We start from the raw sequence: 18210 nt of genomic DNA on the forward strand, positions 1-18210 counted from the left end.
CTTTGCCATGTCACTTGCACGCCTGGTCACCCAACCACTCAAACGCCTGGGCGCCCCCCTGCTCGGCATGACGCTGGCTCTGTCGATGGCCGGCGCGCACGCCGAAGACTCCGCGCTGGTGATTCGCGGCAGCGATGGCTGGCTGTTTCCGGGCTGGGGCAGCCTGACCGTGGTCGACAACAAGGCCATCGACGCCAACACCGCGCTGATCAATGACGCGCGCCAGGCCCTGGCCGCCCGTGGCGTGAAACTGCAGGTCCTGCTGCTGCCGGACAAGACCCTGTTCTATCAAGACAAGCTACCGGCCGACAAAGCCCTGAGCCCGCAAGTCAAACAGCGCTACCAGACGATTCTCGGCAAGCTCAAGCAGGCCGGTATCTCGACGTTCGACGACGCCGCCGTACTGAGCCAACTGAAGAACTCGGGCAAGGACGTGTTCTACCGCACCGACCAGCACTGGACCCAGCCCGCCGCCGACGCCACCGCCGTGGCCACTGCCGAGCAGATCAAGCGCGACGTGCCGAACCTCAAGGGCAATCCCGGCACCGGCATGGCCCTGGGCAGCGAGTTCAAGGAGCGTCGCTATGGCGACCTCGCCGAGCGCTTCCTGACCGAAGAGCAACGCAAGGCCACCGGCCGCGAAACCTTTGTCGTGCGCCGCCAGGACACCACCGGCGGCCTGCTGGATGCCGCACCGGCACCGGTGCATGTCACCGGGCACAGCATGGTGCAGCCATACTTCGGCTTCCCGCAGAAACTGTCGAATGCCCTCGACCGCCCGGTGTCGGTGAACTGGAAGCCGGGCAACATCGGCCACTGGACCATGCTCCTGGAATACCTGGAATCAGCCGACTTCAAGAAAAACCCACCGCAGGTGCTGGTGTGGCAAATGTTCGAGCCGAGCTACGCCTACGGTCCGCAAGCGTCGGGCATGTGGGACAACGCCTCGATCATGAGCGACAGCGCCTGGCGCCAACGCCTGCATGGCGCACTGGGACGCTGATCGATGGCAAACGAGCAAAAGCCAGTCTCGCACCGCATGAGCGCCGCCGCGATCATCGGCCTGTTGCTGGTCGGGCAGGCGGTGGGCATCTGGATGCTGCTGCACGCCAAGCTCGAGCCAGGACAACTCAAGCCCTCGGCCTGGGTTGACGGTTCGGCCGGCCAGGTGCTCGGGCACGTGATGAAACTGCCGCTGCAGGACGAGGCAGACACCATCAGCTCGGCGGTGCGTTATCGCTTCTTCGGTGACTTGGGCGCGCAGGTGGTCCAGGGCTGCCCGAACTGGTTGTTCTATCGCGACGGCCTGCGCGCGCAACCCGGGGTGCACGACGCCTATGAAGCCCGGGTGCGCCTGATGCAGCACTGGGTCGGCGACCTGCGTGCACACGGCCTGCAAGTGCTGGTGGTGACGGTGCCAGACAAGTCGCGGGTGCAGACCGAAGGCCTTTGCGGCCTGCAACAGAGCACCCAACTGCAGGCCCGCCTGCAGGGTTGGCAAGCCCGCCTGGCGCGTGCCGGCGTACCCCACAGCGACCTTTTTCCCGCACTGGCCCAAGGCAACGAGCCGCGCTTTTTCCACACCGATGTACACATGACGGCAGTCGGCGCTCAAGCAGCCGCCGAAGTGGTCGGGACGCAGGCCGTGGAACTGCTGGGGAGCAAGGGCAGCCAGGCGTTCAACGTTTCGCCCCCAGGCCCCGCCGTGCCGCGCATGGGCGACCTGATCAGCCTGGCCGGCCTGGAACAGGCCAGCCCGGCCTGGCGCCCCGCCCTCGACATGGCGCAGCCGGTGAGTATCGAACCGCTGCGCAGTGGCGGCCTGCTGGATGACACGCCTCCCGTGGAAGTGCTGCTGGCCGGCAGCTCCAACGGCCGGCGCAGTGAGTTTGCCGAACGCCTGGGGATCACCCTGGGCCGCCAGGTGTGGAACCAGAGCATGGACGGTGGCCAGTTCTCCGGCGCGTTGCTCGCCGCCCTGGCCAAACGTGACAAATGGCCTACCAGCCTCAAGCTGGTCATTTGGGAGTTTTCCGAGATGGCCCTATCCCTGCCGCTGACGGCCGACGAACGCGCCGTGCTGGCCACATTGCCTAAGCAACAGGACGACCATGCTCTTTAACTCCTATCTCTTCCTCTTCCTGTTTCTACCGGTCACCCTGGCGGCCCACTACCTGTTCAGCGCCATCAGCCCGCGGATGGCCGCCGTATGGCTGTGCATCACCTCGCTGGTGTTCTACGGCTGGTGGAACCCGCAGTTCGTGATGCTGCTGATCGGCTCGATCGCCTTCAACTATGCGATCAGCCAGGTCATCCTCAGCACCGCCCACCGACCACGCCTGCAACTGGCCGTGGCCACGGTCGGGGTGGCGGCGGACATCGCCCTGCTGATCCACTACAAGTACTTCGTCACCTTGATGAACTTCGCCCACGACTGGGGGTTTGGCAGCGGTCGGCTGGACGACATCATCCTGCCGCTGGGCATCTCGTTTTTCACCTTCACCCAGATCGGCTTCCTGCTCGATTGCCGCGCCGGCATCGTCAAGGAACGCAGCCTGCTCAGCTACGTGCTGTTCGTCACCTTCTTCCCGCACCTGATCGCCGGGCCGATCCTGCATCACAAGGAAATGATGCCGCAGTTCGCCAAGCGCGAAACCTACCGTTTCAACGCCGAGAACCTCAGCGTCGGCGGCATGCTGTTCGTCATCGGCCTGGCCAAGAAAGTGCTGTTGGCCGACCCGATCGCACCCTACGCCGATGCCGGTTTCGCCCAACCGGGCGAGTTGCAGTTCTGGGCCGCCTGGGGCACGGGCCTGGCCTATGCACTGCAGCTGTACTTCGACTTTTCCGGCTACTCGGACATGGCCCTGGGGTTGGCGAAGATGTTCGGCATCCGCTTCCCGCTGAACTTCAACTCGCCGTACAAGGCCAGCAGCATCATCGAGTTCTGGGCGCGCTGGCACATGACCCTGACCCGCTACCTGACCGCCTACCTCTATTACCCGGTGGCCATGGCGGTGTCGCGCTACCGCACCAAGCGCAACCTGCCGGTGGGCACCCAGGGCGTGTCGAGCCTGGGCGGGTTTGCCGCCACCATCATCCTGCCAACCGCCTTCACCATGGGCCTGGCCGGCATCTGGCACGGCGCCGGGTTGCAGTACCTGATCTTCGGCCTGATGCACGCCGCCTACCTGTCGATCAACCACGCCTGGCGCATCTTCGTGGTGGGCCGCACACCGGTCGCCGCGCGCAAGGACAACCGCCTCAAGGAAGCCGGCTACGTCCTGCTGACCTTCGCCGTGGTGATCATCGCCCAGGCATTCTTCCGCGCCGAGGACACCCAGGATGCGCTGCGGCTGGTGGAGGGCATGCTGGGCTTGCGCGGGTTCGACAGCCTGCCGAACGTGGTTTACCCGGCGCAGATCGCCTGGGGCGACGCCTGGCGGATGTTCATGGGCCGCCACCTTGCTATCTTCCATATCATCGCCCTGCTGTGCGTGGTCTGGTTCCTGCCCAACTCGCACCAGATCATGGGCACCTTCTCACCGGCACTGGCCAAGGCGCAGCCGAACGGACCGGCCTTCCTGCGCTGGGCCCCGACGTTCAAATGGCTGGTGATCCTGGCGGCGTTGCTGTTCCTGTGCCTGATGAACCTGCACAAGGAAGCGCGCTTCCTGTACTTCCAATTCTGATCAATGACTAGCGGAGCATGACCTCGTGAGCACACCCAATGCAGCACTCGTAACCCAACTCGGCGAGATCGTCGCCAACGTGATCCAGTCCACCGTTGAACCGGACGATCTGCTGATCGAATCCGGCCTGGTCGACTCGCTGACGGCCGTGGATATCGTGCTGGCGGTGCAGGCCGCCTTTGGCTGCAAGGTTCCACCAACCGAAATCGAAGAACACCTGGAGTCGGTCAACGCTCTGGCCGCCTTTGTCGAGGAAAACCAGAAAGCCTGACGGCCCACGCCGTCCCTCACTACTCAGGGGGCTGTATGTATTTTGACTTTGATCGATGTGATTTCGCCGAACAGGATCAGGCCGCCACGCAGTCCGCGTTGAGCGACGCCCAGCACCAGATCAGTTGGGCCGGGTTGCTGGCGGCTACCGATGCCTGGCAGCACCGCGCGCGGGCGGCTGGCGTGCTGCCGGGCCACGCGCTGGTGATCAGCGGACACAAGGAGATCGAGTTTGTGGTGGCCATGCTCGGCTGCCTGCGCCTGGGCATCACCTACGTGCCCGTCGACAGCATCAACCCACCTGAGCGCCTGAAGCTGATCACCGAACGGGTCGCCGCCGCCCAGTGCTACAACGCCACCCTCAATCGTTTTGAAGCAGGTGCCGCAGTCTGCGCGCCGCTGGCGGAGCCGGGCATCGCCTACATCATGTTCACCTCGGGCAGTACCGGTGAACCCAAGGGCGTACAGATCGGTCGCGACAGCGTCGCGCTGTTCGCCAGCTGGATCCGCGACTGCCTGGCATTGGGGCCGCGTCCGGCGTTCATGAACCAAATGCTGTTCAGCTTCGACTTCTCACTGTTCGACCTGTGTGGCGCGCTGGCCCTGGGTGGCGCCTGCGTACTCTGCCCACGGGAGACCATCGCCGCGCCCGACGCCTTCGTGCGCTACCTGGCCGATACCGGGGTGCAGGTCTGGGCGTCGACGCCGGCCTTCGTCCGCCAGCAGTTCCTCAATGACGATTTCAACCAGGCCCACCTGCCACAGCTGGGGGTATTCGTGTTCGGCGCCGAGTCGCTGTCGCCGGCCATGGCCGAGCAGCTCTGGGCGCGCTTTCCCGACGCGCGCATCATCAATTCCTATGGCCCGACCGAAGCGACCTGCTCGACCACCTGGGTCGAAATCAAGCGCCCCCTCGACGGCGCGCGCAATCCGCTGTCGATCGGCCGGGCCAAGCCCTATGCCGAGGTATTCCTCGACGACGGGGAGATCTGCATCGCCGGCGACCACGTCATGCGTGGCTACCTCGGGCGGCCTGACCTGACCGCCAAGAGCCTGTTCCTGCACAACGGCAAGCGCGCCTATCGCACCGGCGACATTGGCGAAATCGACGAGCAGGGCCTGGTGTACTTCCATGGCCGGCGCGACGACCAGATCAAGCTCAACGGCTACCGCATCGAGCTGGGTGAGATCGATGCCGCGCTGGCCAGCCTGCCAGGCGTCCACGCGGCCGCCACGATTGCCCTGCGCCGTCCCGATGGCAGCCTGGTGCGCATGATCGGCTTCGTCTCCTCCCCCGAAACCCTGGAGCCCGGGGTGATCGGCCCCTTGCCGGAGCAATTGCACGACTGGAAACAAGCCCTAGGTGAGCGCCTGCCGCACTACATGGTGCCCTCGGAACTGGTGGCCTGCGGACTGTTCCCCACCAACGTGTCCGACAAGGTCGACCGCAAGCGCCTGGAGTCCCAATACCGGGAAACGCGCATGAAACCCACCAAGGAGCAACCATGAACCCGCGTGCCTTTACCCTTCGCGCCACCCTGCTGCTGGGCACTTGCCTGGCAGGCCCGGCCATGGCCGAAGGCGTCCTGGCCCAGCTGTACGCGCCCCGCCCTCCGGCGGGCTCAGCCTTTGTCCGGGTGGTCAACCCGAGCGCCGAAAGCCTCAAGGTGCAAATCAGCAACGGCACCGTGCAAGCGATCGGTCCAAGCCAACTGGCCAGCAGCTATGCAATCGTCAAGGGCAACGAAGCCTTCAGCGTGACCCTCGACGGCAAGCCCGCAGGCCAACTGCAAGTGGCGCCGGACAGCTTCAACACTCTGGTACCGCAGGATGGCAAGTTGCAGGTGCTGGACGACAGTGCCGGCAGCGAAGACGCCCTGAAAGCCGAATTGCGCTTCTACAACCTGGCGAGCGATTGCCCCAAAGGCAGCCTGGCAGTGACTGACGGCGGCCCGGTATTGTTTGCCGACGTAGCACCACTCAGCACTGCTGCGCGTGCCATCAACCCGGTGAGCGCGTCACTGAGTGCCGGCTGTGGCAAGGCCACGGCCGAGAAACTGGCGTTGCCGCAACTCAAGCCCGGTGATCACTACAGCCTGTTCCTCACCGGCAGCGCTGCGGCGCCCGTGCTACGCGGGCAACTGAGCAGCACCGACCTCTACGCGAAATAGGCCTCCCCATGCGCAAGATATTCCGCGAAGACCACCTGCTGTTTCGCGAGCAGGTGCAACGCTTCATCGCCGAGCGCATCGTGCCGCGCTACGACCAATGGGAAACCGCTGGGGTGACCCCGCGCGAACTGTGGCGAGAGGCCGGCGAGCAAGGCCTGCTCAATTCAGCGCTGCCGGCACCCTATGGCGCCGACGGTGATTTCGGCCACGCCGTGGTGGTCATCGAAGAGCTGGCGCGGGCCAATTGCCTGGGCATCGGCTTCTCGATTCACTCGGACATGGTCTCGCCTTATCTCTGGAACCTCGGCACCCAGGCGCAAAAAGACCGCTGGCTGCCGGCAATGGCCAGCGGCGAGGTCATCGGCGCGATTGCCATGACCGAGCCCGGTGCCGGCAGCGACGTCAAGGCGATCCGCACCCGTGCGGTACGCGATGGCGAGGACTTCGTGCTCAGCGGGCAGAAGACCTTCATCACCAACGGGGTCAACGCTGGCCTGGTGATCGTACTGGCCTGCACCGACCCCGAACTGGGCGCTCGCGGCCTGTCGTTGTTCTGTGTCGAAGAAGGCTTGCCCGGCTTCAGCAAGGGCCCGGCCATGCGCAAGATCGGCCAGCACGCCCAGGACACCTGCGAGCTGTTCTTCGATGAAGTGCGGGTGCCGGTGGATTGCCTGCTCGGCGAATTGAATGCCGGATTCCAATACATGAGTCACGAACTGTCCCGTGAACGCCTGGCCATCGCCCTGCGGGCCGCGGCGTCGACCGAGGGCATGCTCGAACAGACCAAGGAGTACACCCGGGGTCGCAAGGTGTTCGGCAAGCGCGTCATCGACTACCAGAACAACCGCTTTGTCCTGGCCGATGCCAAGGCTCGCCTGACCATGCTCCGGGTATTCCTCGACGACTGCGCGCTGCAACTGATGGAGGGCAACCTGGACCCGGTGGTCGCGGCCATGGCCAAGCTCAATGCCACCGAGATGCAGGGGCAGATTCTCGACGAGTTGCTGCAGTTGTATGGCGGTTATGGCTACAGCGCCGAGTACGGGATTGGCCGCGCCTGGGCCGATGCGCGGGCGCTGCGGATCTTCGGTGGCACCAGTGAAATCATGCGCGAGATCATCGGGCGCTCACTCTGAGCCCTGCTGGCGCCAACCTCAGGAGCGCGCCTTGAGCCACTGCTGGCGCAAGCGTTGCGCCTGGGGGTCGGTACCGGTCGCCCAGGGATCGACGGCAAACGCGATGATGCGTTCCGCGCCCGTGGTCTGGGCCCACTCCAACTGACGCTGGACCCGCGGGTAGTCTGCCGAAACTGCCTTGAAGTCAGTGCCGTCGTTACGCGCTGACGGCAGTTGCTCGAACAGTTCGACAATCACCTCGAACTTCACCCCGCGCTGACGCAGGTACTGCAGCAGCGGTTCGATCGCCTTGAGGTTGTTCCAGCCCGCCACCCCCACGCCGTCCTGCACCATGGGCCGCAGCTGGGTGCGGGCCAGCAGCGATTGCCACAGTTGCACCAGGCTGCCGTCGGTCTGCAGGGTGCTGTAGTAGGTGGAGATGGCCGGGACACCATGACCGGCGTTCTGCGACACCCCCGACAAGGCCGTCAGCCATTTGCCCAGGCGCTCCTGTCGGGCGGGTTCGGTCCAGTGGTACTGCTCGATTTCGTACGGGATGTACCAACCGGCAAACTGCTCATGCGCGGACCACGGCGCCTCGCGCATGTAGCGACTCGCCGCCTGCAAAGACCCACTGAAGAACGCGGCCTGGGTCGGCTCGTCAGTGGCCGACAGCGCCTGCCACCAACCATTGTCGTAAGGCAGGCCGATACGCACTTTCATCCCATGCTCGCCGGCGGTGTCCAGCAGGTCCTGCATCACCGGGTCTGGGAGCATCCAGTCCGGCTCGTCCCCGCCGAGCAACCCCACCCACTGCAGCACCAGCTCATCACAGCCCAATTCAGCCATGGCCGCCATACGCGTCGCCCACTGATCGCGGCTGAGTTCGGCGTGGCTTTTCCAGATCTGCAGGAAAGTGGCGTCCATCTGCGGCTTGCGCGAGCAGCCTGCCAGTGGACCGAGCAAGGCCAACACCGGTGCACAAGCCGCCAGCCGCAAGAGCTGCCGCCGACCTTGGCATGGCGGGTTCAATGGATTGGGCATTGAGGTCTCACTGACTGGGGCTGTGGGAGCATCTGCATGCAGGGGACTTCATCATAGCGACTTGCGTGTGCGCTAAAGGTTCTGGTCGTCGATTGCGAACTGACGCCCGAGGTCCCGCGCGCTGTGTAAAACACGCTCTATCAGGATGCCTTGCCCGCTCACGCTATAAAAGATCAGGTAGCGTCCATGGGTAAGCATGCGCAGACCTTTGGCGCAGTCTTCACGCGCAACGCCCAGATCCGGCTGCTCAATCAGTAATAGACTGCGCTGGCGCAGCTCATCAACAAAGGTTCGAGCGCGGGTGCGATTGTCTCGAGCGATATAGCGGGCAATGTGTTGTAGATCGTCGCGCGCCATGGCGCTGAACGACAACTGCCTCACGGACGGCCTGGTTCAGCCGTGACCTGCTCAACGATCGCGTCGAGCTCGGCGAACATCGTGTCCGCGTCTATTGCCGGCCGAGGGTCAGTCCGGCTGGCCGCTATCGCTTCGCGTATTTGCGCGGCATGCAAGCGCTCCAGCAACGCCTGATAAGCCGCATGGGGTAAAAGATAAGCTGCGGGGCGGTTATGATTGAGTATTGCCACAGCCTCAGACCCCGCCAGCTCGATTACAGTACTCGGGCTGCGCTTGAGTTCGGTGATGCTGACTGAGCGGCTAGCGAGTAGTTGCTCCATGAGCAAACTCCAAGGTACTAAAAAAGGTACCTGATAGTGCTCGATTTAGCGCGAGCGGGTCAACGCACATCTGACCGGCTGCGTGCCACACAGAGGGGCCGGATCCAGTTTCGCCCGCAACCCAGGAGGCGAAAATGTTTAAACCCCCTCTCAACCAACAAGGATTGGCCCGTCGCCAATTGAGTGATTTTTGCACGGACGGTTTTTCGCAGTACTCATGGCCCTGGCCCTGCTGGCCGGCTGTTCGACCACGCCGCCGCGGGACCAGGGCAACATTTGCAGCATCTACCGCCAGTACCCCGACTGGTATGAAGACACGCTGAAAATGGAGCAAGCCTGGGGACTGCCGCCTCATGTGGCGATGGCGATCATCAAGCAGGAAAGCAGCTTCGTGGAGGACGCCCTGCCCCCTCGCGACTATTTCCTGTGGGTGATTCCCTGGGGTCGGGTCAGCTCGGCCTATGGCTATGCCCAGGCGCAGGATCCGGTGTGGGGCGAGTACAAGAGCGCAACCGGCAATGGCGGCTCGCGGGACAATTTTGACGACGCGGTGATGTTCGTCGGTTGGTACGCCGCCGGCACTCAGCGCCAGCTAGGGATTTCCAAGTGGGATACCTACAGCCAGTACCTGGCCTACCATGAGGGGCGTGGCGGGTTCAGCCGCCAGAGTTACCGGCAAAAACCCTGGCTGATGCAGGTGGCGCGCAAGGTTGAGCAACAGGCGAAAAACTACGGCTGGCAACTCAAGCAATGCCGGGCCGAACTGGAGAGCAATCGCAGCTGGTGGTAGGGGTCAAGCCTGGGGGTCGGGATCATCGCCAGCGTCCGGCGCGCAGGATGGCTCGTCGTCATCCTCCTCATCGTCGTCATCCAGCAGAGAGTCCTTGCGGGCTTCAGTAATTGCCCGGCGCATTTCTTCGCCCTTGACCGGGCAATTGAGCAATTGGGCAATGCGGTCGATACGTTGTGTCACAGCTGGCCTCCAACTCGCCAGGATTTGCCTCGATAGTGCGCGCTTTCACCGATCGACGCCAATCCCTGTACGTTCAGTTGCCCGGGTATCTATTGGTAATTGCACTGATCGAGCCGTAAATAACCCGTGACCACCTGGCTGATATCACCGGCCTCGTCATTGTGGATCACCATGACCCCGGGCCGACGCAGCTGCATCAGGAGCTCGTTGCTCAGGCGAAAGCTTGCCTGCAAGCCATGGTCACCTACCACCGGTGCCGCTTTTCGGCGACGCGCGAAGCCTTTGCTCCTGCGCTGCTGGTAACGAGCCCAGGCAATCAGCAGCACGGCATTGAGCAGGGCGACCCAGACGTAGAGTTGCAACGTACCGAGGGCGTCGAGCACCGAGACTTCAATGCGCGGTCCAGTGTGTGTATTGAGCAACGGCCACAGGCCGCGCACCAACAGGTAGCTCAGGCCGACCCAGGCCAGCAGCGTGAAAAAAGCGTCGAGCACGACCAGGAAAGGCCGTTGCCGGGTTCTGATGATTTTCATTGTTCGAGCACCTCGTCATCGTCGTCGTTCAGCGGTTTGATCCCACGATCCGGGCTGACCCAGCGCGCGCGCTTCTGGTGTTGACCAAACAGCACCTTGGGGAAGCTCACCAGGGTCGTCAGCAGGCTGATGAACCAGAACACCAGGGGATACCAGACCACCCAGAACATGGTTTTCCACAGGCCCCGCTCGTAACGCCGGTCGATCAGAATGCTGACCGCGAACTGCAGCAGGCAGACCATCGCCAGCACCAACCCGGTGAAGGCCGGTGGCAACAAGTGATGCACGGCAATGGCTTCGGGCATTTCGACGAATTTGCCGACGGCCCAGAAAATCACCGAGAGCAGGAAGGTGAAGGCCCAGCCGGTGGACAGGCAGTACTCGAACAGCAAGGGCCAGAGATAACGATGGCGGTATTGCCAGATGCCGCGGATGTTCTTGAACAGCACCTCGGCACCGCCCTGCGCCCAGCGCAGCCGCTGCTTCCACAAACCTGCGAGAGTTTCCGGCATGAGGATCCAGCACAAGGCGCGCGGTTCGTAGAAGATGCTCCAGTGATCCAGTTGCAGCTTCCAACTGATGTCGATGTCTTCGGTGATCATGTCCGGGCTCCAGTAGCCAACCCGATCCAGCGCCGAACGACGGAATGCGACAATCACCCCGGACACCGTGAAGATCCGTCCGAACACCCGCTGCGTGCGCTTGATCAAGCCGATGATCGACGAAAATTCACCCACCTGGACCCGTCCCACCAGGGTCGAGCGAGTGCGAATCCGCGGGTTGCCGGTCACTGCACCGAGCCGGGCGTTGTCCAGCATCGGCGCCACCAGGTAAGCCGCAGTGTCCGGTGCGAGCAACGCATCACCGTCAATGCACACCAGGTACTCGCTGCGCGCAGCGATGGCTCCCATGCGCAGGGCCACCGCCTTGCCCTGGTTCTGCGCCAGATGCAGTACGCGCAATCGCGGGTCCTGCAGCGCCAGGGCATCGAGGACGGCAGCGGTGTTGTCGCTGGAGCCGTCATTGATGGCGATCACTTCGATGTTCGGGTAGTGCTGGCCTAATGCGGCATGAATGGTATCGGCCGCATTGTCACCCTCGTTGTAGCAAGGGATCAGGATCGAAATCAGCGGTTCACCGGTCAGCGGCGGTGGCAACGTGTCTTTGCCCCAGGGCCAGTGACGTTCCCAGTGCAGCCAGAAATACAGGCCGCCGGCGATCCACAGTCCGGACATGAACAGCGGATAGAAAAACACGAAGTCCATCAAAAATTGCCCGGTAACCAGGAAAATCACGCCCAGGGGAATCCCCAGCACGATCGCCAGTACCAACACGGCTAGCAGTCTGTCCAGCATGTCAGCGATTCCACTTGTTGGAGAGCGCAGGGCGCACGGTTTTCAGGTCCGGCTGGTTCTCGAGGAAGTTGTCGGGGTAGTAGCCAAAACTCGTGGCACCCTCGCGCTTGAGACGCGCCATCCAATCCGCCAGTTGTTGACCGCTCAGCGGCGCGGACGCATCGCTGCGGTTCCAGTCGCGGGCCTGCAGTTCGAACACCGTGCGCTGCAAGGCGCCGGGGCGGGACTTGACCGTGGCCACCAGGGACTCCAGCCAGGCACCGGACTGCTCATGGGTCTTGCCCTCCATCAGCGGCATGGCCATGGGGGCAGTCCAGTCGTAGGCGCCGAGGAAATCATCGAGGTTCTGCGCGAACCAGGCTTCGCTCGGCGGATTGAGCATCGGCTCGGCGAACAGGTTGCGCGCTGTGCGCACCTGCGGCCCGCGGATGGCGCGGACCCTGGCGGTGAGTTCGTGGGTGAAGTCGATCAGGTAGCGACTCTTGAAACGCGTCCAGCGCTGCATCGTGGCCGGATCGCCACGCAGTTGGGCGATCGATCCCGGCAAGCCGTTGGCGGCATAGACCTGCAAGGCTTGTGGACTGGCGTCTTCGAAATCCGAGAGCAAGGCGTCATCGTGGTAGAGAATGCCGTCGACCGAGGTCAGGCGCGCCACGTCCTCATAGAGCTCGCCGATGATCCGTCGCACGTTGGGATCGAACGGCGACAGGCGTTGGTACTGGCCAGGGTCAACCGAGGCCTGGCCGCTGTCGGGATCCCAGCGGGTCACCCGAGGCAAGGCGGGATCGAGGGCAAAGCTGAGCACCGGCATCCAGGCAAAGACTTTTACGTTGGCCCGGGTACGCAACTGCCAGGCAACACGATCGAAGAGGTCGGCGCGCACCGGCAGATGGCGGTTGGGGAAGTACAGCGAGTGCACCAGCCCATCGCCCTTGGGATCGGCGAACGCTTGCAGGAACACCGTGTCCGCGCCCATGTCGGCCATGCGCTGGATCAGTTTGCCAAGGTTGCTGTCCTGCTGCGCCGGGTCAGGGTCGTAGACGTTGTCCAGATCGACATGCACCACGCGCATCGGCGCCTTCGATTGCACGCCGACGATGCTGTTGGCGAAATGCTCGCCGTCCGGGTCCGAGGCCACCAGATAACGCGGGCTGCTCATCAGGTCAGCCAGGCTGTCGAGACCGTCGTCAAGGGTCAACGCCATCTGGTAGCCCTGCTCGTCCACCACCTGTAGCGCGCTACCGTCGGCGGCGCCGTACGGCCAGACCCAGACCCGTGGCGCGTAGCCGGTGACCGCGCGAATTTTCGCCGAGATAGCAACCACGTCACTGCGCAAACGAGCCTGGAACTCGGCCTCTGTCTCGTAACGCTGAGTCAGCGCGTCGTAGCGACGGGTCGCCGCCGCTGGCTGCAGGTTTCCTTGCGGGTTGGCCAGCACGCCCTTGTGACTGGCATCGGTGTGGGCGGCAATTTCCACCAGGCCGGAACGCGAGACTTCGCGAATCTGCTCCCAGGTCAGGAAGTCCGAGCGCTGGCGTGGAGTACCGGCAAAATCCACCGGTTGATTGAGCGGTGTGTCGATCCAACTGCCGACCGGAGCCAGCAAGGCAGGCCAGCGATAAGCACGCAGCACCGGCATGACCCGGGTATAGAAGCTCGAATAGCCGTCATCGAAACTCAGCAGAATCGCCTTGGCCGGCAGCTCGGGGCCACCCTTGCGGGCCGCCATGATCTGGTCGACGGTCACCGCCTGGTAGTGATTTTCCCGCAGCCAGGCCAATTGCTCGATCAAGCGTTCGGTGCGCACAGCGACCACCGCCTGGTCGGGATCGCGGTCCTCGACATCGTGATAGGCAATGCCCAGCACATGGTTTTTCGGCCAGGGCTGTTCACTGGCTGCCAGCGGTCGTTGTGACGGCGGCACAAATGCTGGGGCCTGCTGGGCGCAGGCGGTGAGCAACAGGACCCCCTGCAGCAGGATGCAACGTGTGATTGCAAGCATGGGCAAACTCTTCTAGAAGCGGTAGGTGAGGTCGATGATCAGGCGCAGATCGCTCTCGCGATCGCCGTCATAGGGCCGGTTGAGCCAGCTCAACGCGGCACCCGCCTCGAATACGTCGTTCCAGCTGACGCGCTGGCCGTAACTGAGCAGACCGATGGCCCCCGTGCCGTAATCACGCTGGCTGTAGGTACCGGCACCGGCCTGGAACTGCTGGCTCCAGGCGGTTTCGTAACGGTGATAGAGCACGTGATTGGCGCTTAGCGTCGGCAGCACGCTGAGGTCGGACTTCGGATTGAAATACGGCACATCGGCGTTCTTCGAGTTGTGGCTGCTGCCCACTTCCAGACCCGCATCGACTTGCAGGCCTGGCGTGCTGTACACGCCCTCGCGCCCCGTCAACAACGCCTCTAACCGGCGATTGCCATCACTGAAGCGCGACGGGCTGAGCGCCAGCTGCCACTCACGACTTTCATTGCCACGCCAGCGCAGGAAAGCACTGCCGCCATTGGCCGTGATGTCACTGTTCAGGGCCCGTAGCGGCGTATTGGCCGACAGGTAGTCGAGGCTAGCGCCGTACTGCCAGTGATCGTCGATGTCACGAGCCGCCGCCAGGCGTGCACCGGTCTTGTTGCCATAGCCGTACGAGTGATTGGAGATTTCCGCTTCCAGGGTCATGTCGCGCGTCCGCCGCTCCACACCCACGCGCTGCCAGCGATGGTGACCGGTGCCTTCCTGGAAGTCGCCGGTGGCGTAGCCGGCACCACCGAACAGTCGCCAGTCCTCATCGATCGGTGGGCTATAGAGCACTGTTTCAATGCCCAGGTCGCGGCTGCCGTTGACCGCGCCGGCACCGCTGTCTGCGCCGCCGTAACTCTTGCCGCCATAGGCCGAGACCCGCAGTTCAGCCATGTCATGAACTTCACGCAGACGCTGCAGACGCTGGACCTGGCGGTTGTCCGGGTAGCGCGCCACCACGTCGTCGGTCAACGCATCCAGTTGCCGCCACTCCTGCAAGTCCAGTGCGGTATAGCCCTGCCCGACTTCCAGGCCAACGTCGCGTGGCGCCATGCTTTCGGTTTCCTTGAGCTGGGACTCCGCACGACGCGGCCAGTCACGGGCGCGGTACAGGTCTGCCTGGGCCAGGCGCAAGCCGATATTCCCCGGACCCTGTTCGACCAAGGCCGCCAGGCGCTGCTCGGCCCCGGGCAAATCCGCCCCATAGGTGCCGGCCTGGGCCGCCAGTTGCTGCGCATCCATCCACTCATCATTGGGGTTGCCCACCGGCAAGCCCTTGAGCTCGACCCGTGGGTTCTGGCTCTGGGCCAGGCTGTCGGCAAGCTCGCGCGCCTGTTCCGGTTGATCGTTTTCCAGCAGGGCGTAGTACAACGCCGTGCTGTCTTCCAGGCGATCACCCAGATCGGCATCGGGTGCCGCCAGGACCTGGCGGTACATATCGACGGCCACTTCCGGTTGACGCTGATCCAGATAGGAGGCGGCCACCCAGCGCAGCGCATAGGTGGCAATGGGCACACCTTCGCCAATCAGTTGTTGGTAGTCATGGATAACCTCGGCGGTACGCGCACGAGCCTTGAGCGCACCCAAGCGGTCGATACGCCAGCGCCGCACGTCATCGTGTGCCTGGGCGTCGGCGCTCCAGGTTCGGATGAGCTGGTCGTAGTCGGCCAGGGCACGGTCGGCAATAACGTAGCGCTCCTTCTCGCTGCGCGTGGCCAGCTCCGCCAGGCGCACCCGCTCGGCCGCCACATCGCCCTCGATACGCCGCAACAGTGTCGGTTCGATCAACCCCGGGCGCTGACGCGCCAGGCGTAGCGCCGGTTCCGGTAAACGCGCACGCTGCAGGGCGAACACATATTCGCGGGCGACTTCAGGCGTGCTCCCGGCACGAACGAACGCCTGGTCGTACTCGAACAAGGCGTCGTAGGTCGCCCCGGCGCGAGTCAGGGCATAGGCCAGTGCCAACCGGCGATGCGGATCCCCGGGCTTGGCGGCCACCAATGCTTTGGCGCGGTTGACCGCGTCACCCGGTTGACCGGCATCGGCCTGAACCAGCGCCAGCCCCAGCTGCACGTCGGCGTTATCGGGGTCGCGCTCCAGCGCCCTGCGATACAGCGCGGCGGCCTCATCCCAGCGCTGTAGATTGCGGTAGGCACGCGCGGTGGCGGTCAGCGCCTGGAGGGGCAGTTGCCGCTGGCGGGCCTGGGTTTCATAAACCTTGACGACTTCGCTGTCGAGGCCCGCCCAACTGGCGATCTGCAGATGATCGCTGAGCTGGCCTGTGGATAACTGCTTGTCGGGAACCTGGCGCAGCACGCTCAATACCGGCCCGTAGTTGCCCGCACGGGCCTGGCGCACCAGGTCATCGTATGCCGTGTCGGCAACCGCCAGGGTCGGCCAGAGCAACTGGCTGCACAGCGCTACGCGAACAATCGGGCGCAGGTGGGGATGGAGGGTACGCAACATTCGCAGGTTTCCTGTACGAGGAAAGCTGGAGCGATGGGTTTTCCCCCTGATGGCAACACCATCAGGCGGCCAGTGCCTGATGACACGGCCAAGCTATCCTGCGATGCAGTCTTCCATGGCGAGGGTAGGCAAAAGACGAATCCGCATATTTCTTCAGAATCGTCCTACAAAACAAAACGCCCGACCGTGCGTAAGCACAGGCCGGGCGTTTGGGTGAGGCGGTGGTGCCAGTGGCTTACTGGACTTCGCCCGGGGTCCCGAGCTTGCTCATGACGAAAGCGACAAACTCCTCGACGGTCATTTTCTGGCCGTTGAACTCCACCTGGTTGTTGGCGTAGTGCAGCTTGGACACGACGTTGTTGCCTTCCAGCGTCGCCAGTTGGGTGCCGACCGCCATGCTGCTGAACATATCACTGGTGGCCAGGGCTTCTTCGGCAATGGCCTTGGCGTCTGTCTGGCCTTCGACCAGGGCCTGCACACTCACAAGGTCAGTGATCATCGGCTTGGAGACCTGCAGGTTGAAGTCCAGCAGGGCAATCAGCTCGCGCACCATTTGATCGGTCGGCTGGTCCATCGACTTCGGCTTGGTCAGGTCGAGCACCAGGCTGGCCTTGCTTTCACCGTTGGCGGTGGTGAACGAGAGGTTCTCCAGGGCGATTTGCGGCTGGGCGGCCAGCAGTTTTTCCAGGTCAGCCTTGGCCTGGGCCTCCTCGGCTTCGCTCAGTTGCAACTCCGGCACGGGTTGCCCTGCCGCAGCGGCTGCGGCGGCGGCTTCCTCGTACGGCTGCAGTTTGGATTGATAGATCTGCACCAGCGACAGCGTCGACGGGATGTCGAGGTTCTTCATGCTCCAGGCCATTTTGGCCGAGCCGAGCGCTTTGTCGTTGAGGGTGATTTCGGCAATCTTGTAATCGGCACGGCCCGCCGCGTTGCTCCCCGATTCGCTGGTGGCGGTCTTCATTTCCAGTTTCTTCAGGTGCAGCACCGCCTGTTTGTCACCGAACGTGGTTTTGCTGCTGCTGACCTCGACGGTGTTATCGCCCAGGTAATAGCCGAAGCTGCTTTTAGTCAGGTTGCTGGCCAGGGTCAGGCCGTTGAGTTCGACTTTGACCGGCGACTGGTCCTCGGCGACGCTGGTCAGCGTCAGGCTGTCCATGTAACCGTTGGCCTTGACCTTCTGCGCCTCGGCGCTGGCCGAGACCTCAAGGTTGAGCCCGGAAAACTTCAGCGTCGACTGGTCGTCGAGCACGGTGTCGACAGGCAACAACTCAAGGGTGCCGTTGGTGGAGCGGTCATAGCCAAGGTTGATCACCCCCTTGAGCGGCGACACGTCCTTGGTGGCGGCGAACCATTTGGCGGTCAGCGGGGTTTTTTCCAGGGAGTAGTGACTGGTGGCCATGACCGGCAGCCATTTCAGCGATACCAGACGTGAGAACGGCAGCGGGCCGTGTTCGATATGGTCGGTGAACAGCAGCTCTACGCCATCGGCGTGTTCGCCAAACATCTCGCCCTGACCCTTGAGGCGGTAACGGGCGGTGCTGCTGAACAGCTGGCGATCCAGCGACACCAATTCCAGGGTCGCGGTGCCGTTGGAGCCGACCATGGCCGCTTGCAACTGCTGGTTGGCGTCGGCGATGGACGTCTGCAACACCCCTTCCAGCTTGGTGCCGGTGTACCACGCGCCACCGGCACTGATTGCACCAATGGCCACTACGATTCCAAGAAGCACACCTGCTGATTTATTCATGAAATACCTGTTCATTGTCCGTTGTTGAAAGGGTCGTCTTCCCTGAACCCATGACAGGCCGTGGCGCGACTTCGTTCAAATTGCGCAGCAGATTAGCATTAGCGGTCTATGGCAACCCAATGAATAAGGGTGAAAGAGTGTCCAGTGACC

At 63.4% G+C, this 18210-nt stretch carries 17 protein-coding genes; 8 read left to right on the forward strand and 9 right to left on the reverse strand.

Annotated elements, in window-relative coordinates; translation table 11 throughout:
* Positions 1-7: 7 nt before the first annotated feature.
* From ACM6IP_RS05050 to ACM6IP_RS05080, 7 genes are read left to right on the forward strand one after another with little or no spacing between them, the layout of a single operon-like run.
* Positions 8-1003 carry an alginate O-acetyltransferase AlgX-related protein gene (locus tag ACM6IP_RS05050; protein WP_401126541.1) on the forward strand — a complete coding sequence of 332 codons (996 nt, stop codon included), beginning with the start codon at positions 8-10 and terminating at the stop codon, positions 1001-1003.
* Between the two features lie 3 nt (positions 1004-1006).
* A complete protein-coding gene (locus ACM6IP_RS05055; RefSeq protein ID WP_414861074.1) occupies positions 1007-2122 on the forward strand; it encodes an alginate O-acetyltransferase AlgX-related protein in 1116 nt (371 codons plus the stop codon).
* Positions 2112-3692 (forward strand): MBOAT family O-acyltransferase, encoded by a 1581-nt coding sequence (locus ACM6IP_RS05060; protein WP_401126545.1) that lies wholly within the window; start codon positions 2112-2114, stop codon positions 3690-3692. Before ACM6IP_RS05055 ends, ACM6IP_RS05060 begins: the two co-directional genes overlap by 11 nt.
* A gap of 25 nt (positions 3693-3717) precedes the next feature.
* A complete protein-coding gene (locus ACM6IP_RS05065) occupies positions 3718-3963 on the forward strand; it encodes an acyl carrier protein (RefSeq protein ID WP_414861075.1) in 246 nt (81 codons plus the stop codon).
* A gap of 35 nt (positions 3964-3998) precedes the next feature.
* Positions 3999-5471, forward strand: a complete 1473-nt coding sequence (locus tag ACM6IP_RS05070; protein ID WP_414861076.1) for an AMP-binding protein — start codon at positions 3999-4001, stop codon at positions 5469-5471.
* Positions 5468-6133 carry an alginate O-acetyltransferase AlgF gene (locus tag ACM6IP_RS05075; RefSeq protein WP_414861077.1) on the forward strand — a complete coding sequence of 222 codons (666 nt, stop codon included), beginning with the start codon at positions 5468-5470 and terminating at the stop codon, positions 6131-6133. Before ACM6IP_RS05070 ends, ACM6IP_RS05075 begins: the two co-directional genes overlap by 4 nt.
* Before the next feature lie 8 nt (positions 6134-6141).
* Complete coding sequence (locus ACM6IP_RS05080) at positions 6142-7269, forward strand: acyl-CoA dehydrogenase family protein (RefSeq protein ID WP_095170875.1); 1128 nt, start codon at positions 6142-6144, stop codon at positions 7267-7269.
* 18 nt (positions 7270-7287) lie between these two features.
* Here the strand turns inward: ACM6IP_RS05080 and ACM6IP_RS05085 are convergent, their stop codons facing one another.
* From ACM6IP_RS05085 to ACM6IP_RS05095, 3 genes are all read right to left on the reverse strand, one after another.
* The gene (locus tag ACM6IP_RS05085; protein WP_095170873.1) at positions 7288-8292 is read right to left on the reverse strand and encodes a DUF4434 domain-containing protein; all 1005 of its coding nucleotides are present in this window, start codon (positions 8290-8292) and stop codon (positions 7288-7290) included.
* A 72-nt stretch (positions 8293-8364) separates the two neighbouring features.
* Positions 8365-8649 carry a type II toxin-antitoxin system RelE/ParE family toxin gene (locus tag ACM6IP_RS05090; protein WP_256585536.1) on the reverse strand — a complete coding sequence of 95 codons (285 nt, stop codon included), beginning with the start codon at positions 8647-8649 and terminating at the stop codon, positions 8365-8367.
* 20 nt (positions 8650-8669) lie between these two features.
* Entirely contained in the window at positions 8670-8969 is a 300-nt protein-coding gene (locus tag ACM6IP_RS05095) for a type II toxin-antitoxin system Phd/YefM family antitoxin (protein ID WP_095170869.1), read from the reverse strand.
* 217 nt (positions 8970-9186) lie between these two features.
* Here ACM6IP_RS05095 and ACM6IP_RS05100 point away from each other — a divergent pair, with 217 nt between their 5' ends.
* A complete protein-coding gene (locus tag ACM6IP_RS05100; protein WP_095170867.1) occupies positions 9187-9759 on the forward strand; it encodes a hypothetical protein in 573 nt (190 codons plus the stop codon).
* Positions 9760-9762: 3 nt separating this feature from the next.
* Here the strand turns inward: ACM6IP_RS05100 and ACM6IP_RS05105 are convergent, their stop codons facing one another.
* The 6 genes from ACM6IP_RS05105 to ACM6IP_RS05130 form a co-directional block, all read right to left on the reverse strand.
* Entirely contained in the window at positions 9763-9942 is a 180-nt protein-coding gene (locus ACM6IP_RS05105; RefSeq protein WP_095170865.1) for a hypothetical protein, read from the reverse strand.
* Between the two features lie 89 nt (positions 9943-10031).
* Positions 10032-10475, reverse strand: coding sequence for a poly-beta-1,6-N-acetyl-D-glucosamine biosynthesis protein PgaD (gene pgaD, locus ACM6IP_RS05110; protein ID WP_095170863.1), 444 nt, complete (start codon positions 10473-10475; stop codon positions 10032-10034).
* Positions 10472-11830: a poly-beta-1,6-N-acetyl-D-glucosamine synthase gene (gene pgaC / locus ACM6IP_RS05115; RefSeq protein ID WP_095170861.1), complete on the reverse strand. Its 1359-nt coding sequence runs from the start codon at positions 11828-11830 to the stop codon at positions 10472-10474. The genes pgaD and pgaC overlap by 4 nt, the downstream gene beginning before the upstream one ends.
* 1 nt (position 11831) lies before the next feature.
* Complete coding sequence (gene pgaB / locus ACM6IP_RS05120; protein WP_401126558.1) at positions 11832-13832, reverse strand: poly-beta-1,6-N-acetyl-D-glucosamine N-deacetylase PgaB; 2001 nt, start codon at positions 13830-13832, stop codon at positions 11832-11834.
* Positions 13833-13844: 12 nt separating this feature from the next.
* Positions 13845-16313 (reverse strand): poly-beta-1,6 N-acetyl-D-glucosamine export porin PgaA, encoded by a 2469-nt coding sequence (gene pgaA, locus ACM6IP_RS05125; protein WP_414861078.1) that lies wholly within the window; start codon positions 16311-16313, stop codon positions 13845-13847.
* 235 nt (positions 16314-16548) lie between these two features.
* Positions 16549-18060, reverse strand: a complete 1512-nt coding sequence (locus ACM6IP_RS05130; protein WP_414861079.1) for a YdgA family protein — start codon at positions 18058-18060, stop codon at positions 16549-16551.
* Between the last annotated feature and the right edge of the window lie 150 nt (positions 18061-18210).

It is taken from the genome of Pseudomonas sp. IT-P176 (assembly GCF_949767245.1).
Taxonomy (GTDB): domain Bacteria; phylum Pseudomonadota; class Gammaproteobacteria; order Pseudomonadales; family Pseudomonadaceae; genus Aquipseudomonas.

What these genes read in the sequence shown, in the direction of transcription:
- ACM6IP_RS05050 (WP_401126541.1), top strand. Translation starts at nt 8, where the DNA reads ATGTCACTTGCACGCCTGGTCACCCAACCACTCAAACGCCTGGGCGCC.
- ACM6IP_RS05055 (WP_414861074.1), top strand. Translation starts at nt 1,007, where the DNA reads ATGGCAAACGAGCAAAAGCCAGTCTCGCACCGCATGAGCGCCGCCGCG.
- ACM6IP_RS05060 (WP_401126545.1), top strand. Translation starts at nt 2,112, where the DNA reads ATGCTCTTTAACTCCTATCTCTTCCTCTTCCTGTTTCTACCGGTCACC.
- ACM6IP_RS05070 (WP_414861076.1), top strand. Translation starts at nt 3,999, where the DNA reads ATGTATTTTGACTTTGATCGATGTGATTTCGCCGAACAGGATCAGGCC.
- ACM6IP_RS05075 (WP_414861077.1), top strand. Translation starts at nt 5,468, where the DNA reads ATGAACCCGCGTGCCTTTACCCTTCGCGCCACCCTGCTGCTGGGCACT.
- ACM6IP_RS05080 (WP_095170875.1), top strand. Translation starts at nt 6,142, where the DNA reads ATGCGCAAGATATTCCGCGAAGACCACCTGCTGTTTCGCGAGCAGGTG.
- ACM6IP_RS05085 (WP_095170873.1), bottom strand. Translation starts at nt 8,292, where the DNA reads ATGCCCAATCCATTGAACCCGCCATGCCAAGGTCGGCGGCAGCTCTTG.
- ACM6IP_RS05090 (WP_256585536.1), bottom strand. Translation starts at nt 8,649, where the DNA reads ATGGCGCGCGACGATCTACAACACATTGCCCGCTATATCGCTCGAGAC.
- ACM6IP_RS05095 (WP_095170869.1), bottom strand. Translation starts at nt 8,969, where the DNA reads ATGGAGCAACTACTCGCTAGCCGCTCAGTCAGCATCACCGAACTCAAG.
- ACM6IP_RS05100 (WP_095170867.1), top strand. Translation starts at nt 9,187, where the DNA reads ATGGCCCTGGCCCTGCTGGCCGGCTGTTCGACCACGCCGCCGCGGGAC.
- pgaD (WP_095170863.1), bottom strand. Translation starts at nt 10,475, where the DNA reads ATGAAAATCATCAGAACCCGGCAACGGCCTTTCCTGGTCGTGCTCGAC.
- pgaC (WP_095170861.1), bottom strand. Translation starts at nt 11,830, where the DNA reads ATGCTGGACAGACTGCTAGCCGTGTTGGTACTGGCGATCGTGCTGGGG.
- pgaB (WP_401126558.1), bottom strand. Translation starts at nt 13,832, where the DNA reads ATGCTTGCAATCACACGTTGCATCCTGCTGCAGGGGGTCCTGTTGCTC.
- pgaA (WP_414861078.1), bottom strand. Translation starts at nt 16,313, where the DNA reads ATGTTGCGTACCCTCCATCCCCACCTGCGCCCGATTGTTCGCGTAGCG.
- ACM6IP_RS05130 (WP_414861079.1), bottom strand. Translation starts at nt 18,060, where the DNA reads ATGAATAAATCAGCAGGTGTGCTTCTTGGAATCGTAGTGGCCATTGGT.